The following is an 11,915-nucleotide window of genomic DNA, read 5'->3' as shown; positions in this document are numbered from 1 at the left end:
CACCATTTCCCGCATCTTTTCGGTGAGTTGAACGTTCCTAAAGGCGCACAGTCGCGCTTTTTTGCTGCGAGTGCAAACAGACCGGACAGACCGGGGAAACAAAGGGGACCAACGTGAAACTGATCATTGCGACAATCAAGCCGTTCAAGCTCGAGGAGGTGCGCGAGGCACTGACCGCGGCCGGCGTGCGCGGCATGATGGTGACCGAAATCAAGGGCTTCGGCTCGCAATCCGGTCACACGGAAATCTATCGCGGCGCGGAATACGCCGTGAACTTTGTGCCCAAGATCAAACTGGAAATCGTGGTTCCCGCCACGATGGCCGACCAGATCGTCGAAACCATCACAAACACAGCCAAGACCGGCAAGATCGGTGACGGCAAGATTTTCGTCCTCGACGTCGAGCAGGCCCTGCGCGTGCGGACCGGGGAAACCAACGAAGAGGCGCTGTAAGGCGTCCCCACTCATCACTACTCGAGGACACACAATGAACCTGATGAAATCTCTCATCCCTGCCGCCGCGATCGTCGCGCTGCCGCAGATGGGTCTGGCGCAGGAAGCCGCCGCTGGCGAAGCCGCGCTACACACCCAGTATATCTTTACCACGCTGTTGTTCCTGATGGCGGGATTCCTTGTCTTCTTCATGGCGGCAGGCTTTGCCATGCTGGAAGGCGGTCTGGTGCGTTCCAAGAACGTTGCCATGCAGATGATCAAGAACGTGGCTCTGTTTTCTCTTGCCGCAATCATGTACTGGCTGGTTGGCTTCAACACGATGTATCCGGGCGACTTCAACGGCTTCTTCGCCATTGGCGGCCCAACCGTGCTGGACCCGGTTGGTGTTGACCCTGCCGAGGCTGCCTTGGAATATGCCTCGATCGGGTCAGACTTCTTCTTCCAGCTGGTCTTTGTGGCTGCAACCGCGTCCATCGTGTCGGGTGCCGTAGCCGAGCGGATCAAGCTGTTCCCCTTCCTGATCTTCGTGGTCGTGCTGACCGGTATCCTGTACCCGATCTCAGGCTCCTGGCAGTGGGGCGGCGGCTGGTTGTCTGAAGCTGGCTTCTCGGACTTCGCTGGTTCGACCGTTGTACACTCGGTCGGTGGCTGGGCAGCTCTGGCAGGTGTGATCGTGCTTGGCCCGCGTATCGGCAAATACAAGGACGGCAAAGTGCATCCTATGCCCGGTTCGAACCTGGCGCTGGCAACTTTGGGTACGTTCATCCTGTGGCTGGGCTGGTTCGGCTTCAACGGCGGCTCGCAGCTGGCAATGGGCACCGTGGGTGACGTATCTGACGTTTCGCGCATCTTTGCCAACACCAACATGGCAGCCGCTTCGGGTGCAGTTACAGCGCTGATCCTGACACAGGTTCTTTATAAAAAGCCTGACCTGACCATGGTTCTGAACGGCGCGCTGGCCGGTCTGGTTTCGATCACTGCTGAACCGCTGGCTCCGACACTGTTTGGCGCTCTGTGGATTGGTGCAGTTGGCGGCATCATCGTGGTCTTCACCGTTCCGATGCTGGACAAGTTCAAGCTGGACGACGTTGTCGGTGCAATTCCGGTTCACCTGTTCGCCGGTATCTGGGGCACCATCGCCGTTATCTTCTACGGTGAGGCAAGCCTGGGCACACAGCTGCTGGGTATCGCAGCATACGGTGTGTTCACCTTTGTCGGCGCATTGATCCTGTGGACCATCCTGAAAACCGTCATGGGTATCCGCGTCAGCGAAGAGGACGAGATCAACGGCCTCGACATGGCGGAACTGGGTATGGAAGCCTATCCGGAATTCTCGAAAGGCTAAGCCCTTTCCAACTCAATCTAAAGCCGGGCGTTCGCGCCCGGCTTTTCTGTTGGTCGCATACAAAAAAAGCCGCGCTGGGTTGCGCGGCTTTTTCTAATGAATGGTTAGATATCAGACGCCGACGTCGATGATCGCCTTGGCTAAAATCGGTACCGTCGCCGCGTTCAGGCCCGCAATGTTCAGGCGGCTGTCGCCTACCATGTAAATACCATGATCTGCGCGCAATTTCTCGACCAGCTCCGGCGCTGCTCCGAGGCGCGAGAACATACCGCGGTGCTGGGCTACAAATCCAAACCGATCCGAACCGCTGAGGCGTTGCAGCTCATCGGCCAGTTGCTGACGCAGGCCTAGCATGGACAGGCGCACCTCTTCCAGCTCTGCGGCCCAATCTGCGCGCAACGCATCGTCGTTCAGGATCGTCGTCACAACGCGCGCGCCGTGGTCGGGCGGGAAGGAATAGTTCTGACGGTTCAAAAACGCGAGCGTCGACTGATTCAACGCGGTCTGCGAAGCATCATCGCTGATTGCCATCAACAGCCCGGTACGTTCCCGGTACACGCCAAAGTTCTTCGAACAAGACGCCGCGATCAGGCAGCGCTTGACGGACGAGGCCACCAGCCGTGTCGCCTGCGCGTCTTCCTCAAGACCGTCGCCGAACCCTTGATAAGCAATGTCTATCATCGCCACGAGGCCAAGCTCGTTGATGATGTTCACGACCTCTTGCCATTGTACCATATTCAGGTTGGCGCCGGTCGGGTTATGACAGCAACCATGCAGCAGGACCACGTCGCCCGCTTTGGCGGTTTTCAGATCCTCGACCATGCCGTCGAAGTCTACGCCACGGGTTTCACCATCGAAGTAACGGTACTGGACCGTCTCCATCCCCAGATAGCTCAGGATCGACAGGTGGTTCGGCCATGTCGGATTCGACACAAACACCCGTGCCGAGGGGTTGGCCATGCGGATCATCTCAAACGCCTGACGGCACGCGCCGGTGCCGCCCGGTGTTGCCACGGCTGCAATGTTTCCACGTGGAACCGCGTTGCCAAGGATCAACCCGATCATCGCATCCGAATAGGCCGGATCGCCCGCCAGACCTGTGTAGGCTTTGCTTTCCTGTTCCTCCAGAATGCGTTTTTCGGCTGCTTTCACTGCGCGCATCACAGGGGTGATACCTTCAGCGTTCTTGTAGACACCCACACCCAGGTCGATCTTTTGATCGCGCGGATCTTCGCGGTACATCTGCATCAGCGCCAGAATCTTATCGGCGGGCTGCGGTTTGAGGTTCTCGAACATCAGTTCTCTCCGGTTGCGACGGGCAGGGTCGGGAAGGCACCCCATTCAGCCCAGGACCCGTCATAAAGCGAGTGGTCTTTCTTGCCCATGCGTTCAAGCGCAAGGCTGAGGATCGCGGCCGTAACGCCGGAACCGCACGACGTGATGGCAGGTTTGGACAAGTCCACGCCTGCCGCTTCGAATACGGCGCGGCAGTCGTCGGGCGACTTCATTGTGCCGTTCTTGTTCAGCAGCTCGGTAAACGGCACGTTGCGCGACCCCGGAATATGGCCCGAGCGCAATCCTTCGCGCGGCTCGGGCGCGGTGCCCGCGAAACGGGCGGCAGCTCGGGCATCGATGATTTCGTGATCGGCCAGCTTTGCGGCGGCAGAGACTTGCGTCACATCCCGCACGAGATGGTTCTGAACCCGCACCGTCATGTGGCGGTCGCGGATAACAGGTGGCAGGTCTTCGACCTCGCGCCCCTCGGATTGCCATTTGGGAAACCCGCCATCCAGAACAGCCACGTTTTCCTGCCCCATCAGGCGGAATAACCACCAGACACGCGCGGCCGACATCAGCCCAGCCCCGTCATAGACGACCACCTGATGGCCATCGCCAACGCCCATCGCCCGAAGCCGCGACATGAACTTCTCGACTGGTGGTGCCATATGCGGCAGGTCAGAACGCAGGTCCGAAATCTCATCGATATCAAAGAAGCGCGCGCCCGGGATATGAGCCGCATCATATTCAGCCTTGGCATCGCGCCCCTGCTGTGGCAAGTACCACGACCCGTCCAGAACCCGCAGGTCCGGGTCCTTCATATGGGCTGCAAGCCATTCGGTGGAAACGAGGGTTTTCGGATCGTCCTGCATCTGAGCCTCCGCTGAGCGAGCTTGCGTTTTCCCTATACGTGCAGGGATGCAGGTTCAAGGCTGGATGGGCGTCTTAGGGCTGTCTATCCAACTGGTGCCGCCTGCCCGTAATGATGCATATTCAAAAACGCGGCCCCTTCGGCACCAGCGCGATAACCATGCGGCAGATCCGCGGCAAAGCGCAGCCCCTGCCCGGCTTGCAGCGGTACCCAGTCCCCGTCGCGCAGAATTTCGAGCGATCCGTTCAACACGAACACTTCTTCGGTCACGCCCGCAGCATGCGCGGGGGATTCGTGGCTCTGGTTGGGGGCAAGATCGACATGAAAGGTCTCGGCCCCCAGGGTGGGGTCAAATGGAAAGACGATTTTGACCTCAATACTGCCGGGAAAGGTTACCGTGCGAAACAGGCTTGCGTCGGCAGGGTCACGCAACGCCGACGCGCCGATTAGGGCGCTCAGAGGCAGTTGGAAACCCTTTGCGATCTTCCACAGCGTCGCGATGGTGGGGCTGGATTCGCCGCGCTCGATCTGGCCCAGCATGGCTTTGCTGACGCCGGTCATTTCGGCCACTTTCGACAGACTCAGCCCCGAGGCCGCCCGCACATCCCGTAATTTCAGCGTAATCTCGTCCGGTGCCATATCGTCGTCTTCCGAATCCTCTTGTGCGTTATAGCGCACATGTGATACGTGCGCTATAACGCACATCTCCCGCATATCGCAACCGGGGCAAAAGGGAAACAGCATCATGCCACTTTACCGTTCCAGAACCTCAACCCATGGCCGTAACATGGCCGGTGCCCGCGGCCTGTGGCGCGCGACCGGTATGGGTGACGACGACTTCGGCAAACCGATCATCGCCATCGTCAACTCATTCACCCAGTTCGTGCCCGGCCACGTCCACCTGAAGGACCTGGGCCAAATGGTTGCGCGCGAGGTTGAGGCGGCTGGCGGCGTTGCCAAAGAGTTCAACACCATCGCCGTGGATGACGGCATCGCCATGGGCCATGACGGGATGCTGTATTCCCTGCCCTCGCGTGAGGTGATCGCGGACTCGGTGGAATATATGGTCAACGCGCACTGTGCGGATGCGATGGTCTGTATCTCGAATTGCGACAAGATCACGCCGGGCATGCTGATGGCCGCGATGCGCCTGAACATCCCGGCGATCTTTGTCTCGGGCGGGCCGATGGAGGCAGGCAAGATCGACATCGCCGATCTGGACGCCAAAAAGATCGACCTTGTCGACGCCATGGTTGCCGCCGCTGATGACCGGTTTACTGATGAGCAGGTCCAGCACATCGAAGAAAACGCCTGCCCCACATGCGGGTCGTGTTCGGGCATGTTCACCGCGAACTCGATGAATTGTCTGGCCGAGGCGCTGGGTCTTGCCCTTCCGGGCAATGGCTCGACCTTGGCCACGCACTCGGACCGCAAAGAGCTGTTCCTAGAAGCTGGTCGCCGCATCGTCGAGATCACCAAGCGGCACTACGATCTGGACGAAAAGGGCTTCCTGCCCCGCGAAATCGCCACGTTTGATGCGTTCGAGAACGCCATGTCGCTGGATATCGCCATGGGCGGATCGACCAATACCGTGCTGCACCTGTTGGCCATCGCGCATGAAGGCGAGGTCGATTTCACCATGAAGGACATGGATCGCCTCAGCCGCCGCGTGCCTTGCTTGTGCAAGGTCGCACCGAACACCGAGAACGTGCATATGGAAGACGTGCACCGTGCCGGAGGTATTTTCTCGATCCTTGGCGAGCTTAGCCGCGCAGGGCTGTTCCACGAACATTGCAACACGGTCCATTCCGGCACGATGGGCGAAGCGATTGCCAATTGGGACATCAAGGTTGCCAACAACCCAAAGGCGCAGGACCTGTTCAAGGCGTCCCCCGGCGGCGTGCGCACCACGCAGGCCTTCAGCCAGTCGAACCGGTACAAGGAACTGGACACCGACCGCGAAGGCGGCGTGATCCGGTCCAAGGAACATGCCTTCAGCCAAGACGGCGGTCTGGCGGTTCTATTTGGCAACATTGCGCGCGACGGCTGTATTGTGAAGACAGCCGGCGTTGATCCGGCCAGCCTGACCTTTACCGGCAAGGCCTATGTCTGCGAAAGCCAGGATCAGGCAGTGAACGACATCCTGACCGGCAAGGTGAAAGAGGGTGACGTTGTCGTCATCCGCTACGAAGGCCCGCGCGGCGGTCCGGGGATGCAAGAGATGCTGTACCCGACCTCGTATCTGAAATCCAAAGGTCTGGGCAAAGCTTGTGCCCTGCTGACCGATGGTCGATTCTCGGGTGGTACCTCGGGCCTGTCGATTGGCCATGTGTCCCCCGAAGCGGCAGAAGGTGGCGAGATTGGCTTGGTTCAGGATGGCGACCGGATCGAGATCGACATACCGAACCGCTCAATTCATCTTGCCGTGTCGGATGAGGAATTGGCAGAGCGCCGCAGTGTCCAGAACGAAAAGGGATGGGAACCCGTCAAGCCGCGCAAACGCAAGGTTTCAACGGCGCTAAAAGCGTATGCCAAACTGACGACAAGCGCCGCCAAGGGTGCGGTTCGCCAGCTCTGACAAGCGAATGCCCGGTCGCGAATGTCTGAAGACCGGGCCCCAAACACTCCCTCGCCCGAAGCGCACTATCGGCTTCGCCGATACCCCGTTCGGCCTTGGGCCCGGCGCCGCGCTTTGCGCGGCCGCGGGCCCAACCAGAGGAAATATCTCGCAAGAGACATTGACGATGGGCGGGAGAAGCACCCGTCCAGTTCAATCGCCAAGTTTCGCGTGAACCTCGTCCAGATCGATTTCACCGATAGGCATTTTGTTTCCCGGGTTTTCGAAATCGTATTTGAACAGTTCGAAATCCTGCTTGTAGATTTCATAGACCAAATGCATGGACAAATCGTCAAAATACTCTTCCACCGGATGTGCCCGCTTTGGTCCGTGGCCCTCGGACTCGTTGAACCGCGGGATTTCTGACAGGTCTACCGTATGGGGTGTCTGAAGGTGGTTCAGCACATCCTGCATGCCGTCATTGAATTCCTCGGTCCAGAAGATGCGATCGTACCGCCCACCGTTGACAATGAATGTCGACACGTGGCCAGACATCGCCGACCAGTGAATATCAGGGTCCATGGGCCGTCGCCATCGAATGGTATCCCGAGCAAACAAAAGAAACCTTCGGAAACTGGCAATCTGGTCGAATTCACCTTTCCCATCATCCCCACCTACTTCGATACCGTAGTTGTAGATCAGGGTCGGCACCAGATTACCGCGGTATCGTTTCCCGTTTCGCTGGATTCCGCAGATCTTGTCAAAAAACGAGCTCAAAATCCGCGTATATGGATTGCGAACACAGGTAAACGCGTAAGAGGCATGGCTTCGCACATTTTTGGTAATAGGGTCCTGACTGGTGTCAAAAGCCCATTTGTGCATCCCCTCTTTCGCGTCATGAATATCGCCGTCAAAAAAGCGCCCATGATCCGAGTAATACATGATCTGCCCGATGGTCGAGCACGCACATTTGGGAACCACGCGATAGACCATGCTCTCGCTCTCGGTCATCCATGTACCGGGAAAACCCATCTGCCGTGCCTCCTATGCGGTTTTGTGCCTTGAACCTGCGCCCGCATTTGAAATCAAAAAACCAAAAATATTGTGTTTATTCAATCGTTCATCCTCAGTATCACGGTTGGCAACGGGCAGAAACGGAAATCGTGAAATCAAGATGGCCAAAGTCGCCTATATTTTGCTGTGCCATAAAGACCCTGACGCGATTGTTGCACAGGCCGAACAACTGACGGCAACAGGGGACTGCATGGCGATCCATTTTGATGCCCGCGCCAGCTCTGAGGCATTCCAACGCATTCAAACTGCTCTGAAAGACAACCCCAATGTTACCTTTGCGACTAAACGCATAAAGTGCGGTTGGGGCGAATGGTCTCTTGTTCAGGCAACGCTCTACGCATTGCAAGCCGCGGTAACCGCCTTTCCGCGAGCGACGCATTTTTACATGCTGTCCGGCGACTGCATGGCGATAAAAACAGCCGAGTATACCCACCGTTTTCTGGCTGAGCGGGACAAAGACATCATTGAAAGCCACGATTTCTTTGAAAGCAACTGGATCAAGACCGGAATGAAGGAAGACCGGCTGATCTATCGCCATTTCTTCAACGAGCGGACCCAAAGCAAGCTGTTTTACGCGTCCTATGAGCTGCAAAAGCGCTTGAAAGCTGAACGTGATATTCCCGCAGACATCAGGGTCATGATCGGCAGCCAGTGGTGGTGCCTACGCCGCCGGACCGTTGAGATGATCCTAGAACTGCTGAAACAGCGCCCAGACATAAAGCGGTTCTTTGCAACCACGTGGATACCGGACGAAACCTTCTTTCAAACGCTGGTGCGCCACCTTGTTCCCAAACAAGAGATCGACAACCGTACGCCGACGTTCCTGATGTTCTCGGATTACGGGATGCCGGTGACGTTCTACAATGATCACTACGATATGCTGCTGGGGCAGGACTATCTGTTTGCGCGCAAGATCAGCCCCGAAGCGTATGAGCTGAAAGACCGTCTGGGCAAGTTATATGCAGCCAAGAATGTCGACTTTCAGATTTCCGATGAAGGACGGAACCTCTACGGATTTCTGACCACCCGTGGTCGGGTTGGGCGCCGACACGGGCAGCGCTTTTGGGAGGCCAGCAATACCCTGGGACCCGAGCGCAACGTATATATGATCGTATGTAAAAAGTGGCATGTCGCGAAACGGCTCGTTAGCCAGATCGCTGCAGAAACAGGCATTCCCTGTGTCGAGTATCTGTTCAACGAAGAAGAAACAGCGCTGCCGGATTTGGGTGGGATCGAAACAACCTTGATCAAGCGATCTCGCCACCGTCGCGCCGTGGTACGTATGCTGTTTGAAGCTTTCGATACGAACAAATTGGTTCTGTGTGTCGATCCCGCCAATATCGACATCATTCAAGACTTCTGCGCAGATCAGGCCAACACCCATGTGCTTGAGATCGAATGCGAGTATTCAGACGAATACCTGATCGGGCACGCGCGTCGGGTTGGGCTGGCAGGTGAACACAGCCCCGCTGACACTGTGGCTCACCTTGTACCTACGCTTCGCAATGCTTTGTCATACGAGTCGGAATTGATCCGGGCCGCCAAGCTGGACGGGTTTTCGTTGATCCGAGAAAACGAAACACGCGCGCATAACGAAGCCCAGATCACCCGATTTCTTGGGGTACCAGCAGGCAAGGCGCATGCCGTTATGCGCCTTGACTACCTGTTTGCAGACTGATCCGCACTTTTCTGGTACGGATCAGATATCGAATTTGACACCCTGTGCCAGCGGTAATTCGGCCGAGTAATTCACCGTGTTGGTTTGGCGGCGCATGTAGGATTTCCACGAGTCAGAGCCGCTTTCGCGCCCACCACCGGTGTCCTTTTCACCGCCAAAGGCACCGCCGATTTCAGCCCCCGATGGTCCGATATTGACGTTGGCGATGCCACAATCGGACCCGGCTGCGGTCAGGAATTGCTCGGCCTCACGCATGTTCAGGGTAAAGACGCAGGACGACAGGCCCTGCGGCACATCGTTTTGCAGTTCGATGGCGTCGTCGAACTCATCATAGCCCATGACATACAGGATCGGCGCGAAGGTCTCGGTCTTCACGGTCGCGGTCTGGCTCGGCATCTCGACAATGGCGGGCTGCATGTAGACACCATCCGGAACACCTTCGGTCACGCGCGCGCCACCGAATACGGTGCCGCCTTCGGCCTCGGCCGCCTGCAGCGCTGCCGTCATCGCCGCGCCAGAGGCTTCATCGACCAGCGGGCCGATCAGCGTGCCGTCAGACAGCGGGTTTCCGATGGGCAGACCGGCATAGGCTTTCTTGAGGCGACCCACCAGTTCCTCACGGATCGAGTTGTGCACGATCAGGCGGCGCAGTGTCGTGCAGCGTTGGCCCGCTGTGCCCACGGCCGAAAATACAATCGCGCGCACCGCCATCTCCAGATCTGCCGAGGGGCCAACGATCATCGCGTTATTCCCGCCCAGCTCCAGAATGCATTTGCCGAACCGCTGCGCCACGACGGGGGCCACGGCGCGGCCCATGCGGGTGGAACCCGTGGCCGAGATCACAGGCACATCCTCGCTGGCCACCAGAGCCTCACCCAGAGCGGCACCACCGATCAGGGTTTGCAGCAGGTGGTCAGGTGCGTCACCAAACCGGGCCAGCGCGCGTTCGAAAATCTTCTGACAGGCCATCGCGGTCAAAGGCGTCTTTTCGGAAGGTTTCCAGATCACAGTGTCACCACAGACCAACGCAATCGCCGCGTTCCACGACCAGACCGCAACCGGGAAGTTGAAGGCCGAGATTACGCCGATCGGACCCGCCGGATGCCATGTCTCCATCATCCGGTGGCCGGGGCGCTCAGACGCGATGGTAAGACCATAGAGCTGGCGCGAGAGGCCCACGGCAAAGTCGCAGATGTCGATCATCTCCTGCACTTCGCCCAAGCCTTCGGATGTGATCTTGCCAGCCTCCCAACTGACCAGCGCGCCCAGATCATCCTTGGCGGCGCGCAGTTCTTCGCCCAGAAGGCGGATCAGCTCACCCCGGCGCGGGGCAGGCACGGTGCGCCACGATTTGAACGCGGTTTTGGCGTTGGCAAAGATGGTGTCCATATCGCCAGCAGGAGTTTCATGCACCTCTGCCAACAAGCTGCCGTCGATCGGGGATCGCACGGCCAGCGAACCGCCGGTCAGATCGGCGGCTGTCAGGTCCAGATTGGCGAGGGTGGATTGCGCAGTCATCACGATGTCTTTCATATCTCAGGCCGCCTTGTTCTGTTCGGTTACGTCGCCAGCGCGATAGAGCCGGCCAAATTCGGTGTTCAGGAAATCGGACAGGTTCACCTGCTCTTGTCGCACAAAGCCACTTGTCGGCAGCGCGCCCGATCGCATCAGGTCAACGACGCCCAGAACACCCGCTGCGGTGGTCACCTGAATTGCGCTCCAGACCTGCCCTTTGATGGTCCGGGCAAAGCTTTTGTTGATCAGGGATTTCTCGCGCAATGAGCCGTCAATCATGCCTTTGGCCGTGCAATAGACCAGAACCACATCCTGATCCGTACGCGGCAGGGCGGTTTCAAAGATGTCCTTCATCAGATCGCGGCGACGTTCCAGCCCCAGATCTTTGAGAAGCAGTTTCAGAATATCGCAATGACCCGGATACCGGATCGACCGATACGACACCGCTCGCGCCTTGCCTTCCAGCGTTTCGGGTAGCGTCCCCAAGCCGCCCGAGGTGTTGAAGCACTCATATTCCACCCCGTCATGACCCAGAACTTCGTAATCCTCCAGCGGCGCGGTTTTGACACGCTCACCATTCACAATGGCATCGCACGGGTTGCAGTATTCGTTGATCAAACCGTCGGTAGACCAGGTCAGATTGTATTTCAGAGCATTGGTCGGATAGAGCGGCAGAGCCCCGACACGCATATGCAGACTATCCAACTGATCAAATTCGGCGGCCAGTGCCGCGCCTGCGATACCAACAAAGCCGGGTGCCAATCCGCATTGCGGCATAAAGGCTGTGGTGCTGTTTTCTGCCAGAGCGCGCACAGCCTCGGTTGCGGCGACATCTTCGGTCAGATCAAAGTAGTGGGCCCCGACGGTCTTGGCCGCCTTGGCAATTTTCGGGGTCAGAAAAAACGGAGCCGCCGAAATAACGGCGTCAAATCCGGTCAAGCCCTGCGTTAATTGGCCTTCGTCGCCGACATCAATCTGTCTGGTCGAAAGACCCTGCCGGTTTAAACCGGACAAAGCCGCAAGATCGCGGTCGGCGACCGTTACAGTGTAATTGGGTGAAGATTGCAGCAAGGCCGCGATCATCTGACCGATCTTGCCTGCTCCGATAACACAGATATTCCAGCTCAAAACGTGCCTCCTCTTTC

Annotated in this window: 10 protein-coding genes; 4 read left to right on the top strand and 6 right to left on the bottom strand. The window is 58.0% G+C overall.

The genetic code is table 11. The features are described 5' to 3' along the window. Positions 1–113: 113 nt before the first annotated feature. Complete coding sequence (locus ACR0BD_RS16445; protein WP_480698358.1) at positions 114–452, top strand: P-II family nitrogen regulator; 339 nt, start codon at positions 114–116, stop codon at positions 450–452. A gap of 34 nt (positions 453–486) precedes the next feature. After that, complete coding sequence (locus ACR0BD_RS16440) at positions 487–1,797, top strand: ammonium transporter (RefSeq protein ID WP_480832025.1); 1,311 nt, start codon at positions 487–489, stop codon at positions 1,795–1,797. 111 nt (positions 1,798–1,908) lie between these two features. Here the strand turns inward: ACR0BD_RS16440 and ACR0BD_RS16435 are convergent, their stop codons facing one another. The 3 genes from ACR0BD_RS16435 to ACR0BD_RS16425 form a co-directional block, all read right to left on the bottom strand. Further along, positions 1,909–3,093 carry an amino acid aminotransferase gene (locus tag ACR0BD_RS16435; RefSeq protein ID WP_480832023.1) on the bottom strand — a complete coding sequence of 395 codons (1,185 nt, stop codon included), beginning with the start codon at positions 3,091–3,093 and terminating at the stop codon, positions 1,909–1,911. Further along, positions 3,093–3,947, bottom strand: a complete 855-nt coding sequence (sseA, locus tag ACR0BD_RS16430; protein ID WP_480832021.1) for a 3-mercaptopyruvate sulfurtransferase — start codon at positions 3,945–3,947, stop codon at positions 3,093–3,095. The genes ACR0BD_RS16435 and sseA overlap by 1 nt, the downstream gene beginning before the upstream one ends. A gap of 83 nt (positions 3,948–4,030) precedes the next feature. Then, positions 4,031–4,585: a helix-turn-helix domain-containing protein gene (locus ACR0BD_RS16425; RefSeq protein WP_480832206.1), complete on the bottom strand. Its 555-nt coding sequence runs from the start codon at positions 4,583–4,585 to the stop codon at positions 4,031–4,033. Positions 4,586–4,691: 106 nt separating this feature from the next. On the opposite strand from ACR0BD_RS16425, the gene ilvD reads away from it, so the two are divergent. After that, positions 4,692–6,524, top strand: a complete 1,833-nt coding sequence (gene ilvD / locus ACR0BD_RS16420) for a dihydroxy-acid dehydratase (protein ID WP_480832020.1) — start codon at positions 4,692–4,694, stop codon at positions 6,522–6,524. A gap of 192 nt (positions 6,525–6,716) precedes the next feature. Here ilvD and ACR0BD_RS16415 read toward each other — a convergent pair whose 3' ends face one another. Then, positions 6,717–7,535, bottom strand: a complete 819-nt coding sequence (locus ACR0BD_RS16415; protein ID WP_480832018.1) for a sulfotransferase family protein — start codon at positions 7,533–7,535, stop codon at positions 6,717–6,719. Positions 7,536–7,677: 142 nt separating this feature from the next. Here ACR0BD_RS16415 and ACR0BD_RS16410 point away from each other — a divergent pair, with 142 nt between their 5' ends. Beyond that, positions 7,678–9,255: a DUF5928 domain-containing protein gene (locus ACR0BD_RS16410; protein ID WP_480832017.1), complete on the top strand. Its 1,578-nt coding sequence runs from the start codon at positions 7,678–7,680 to the stop codon at positions 9,253–9,255. Between the two features lie 21 nt (positions 9,256–9,276). On the opposite strand, the gene amaB is transcribed toward ACR0BD_RS16410, so the two are convergent. Both amaB and ACR0BD_RS16400 read right to left on the bottom strand, forming a co-directional pair. Continuing rightward, complete coding sequence (gene amaB / locus ACR0BD_RS16405) at positions 9,277–10,773, bottom strand: L-piperidine-6-carboxylate dehydrogenase (RefSeq protein ID WP_480832205.1); 1,497 nt, start codon at positions 10,771–10,773, stop codon at positions 9,277–9,279. An 18-nt stretch (positions 10,774–10,791) separates the two neighbouring features. After that, positions 10,792–11,898, bottom strand: coding sequence for a saccharopine dehydrogenase family protein (locus ACR0BD_RS16400; protein WP_480832015.1), 1,107 nt, complete (start codon positions 11,896–11,898; stop codon positions 10,792–10,794). Positions 11,899–11,915 lie beyond the last annotated feature (17 nt).

It is taken from the genome of Ruegeria sp. G5 (genome assembly GCF_056533365.1).
Note: the sequence above shows the minus strand (reverse complement) of the source record. Positions and strands in the feature narration are given on the sequence as shown.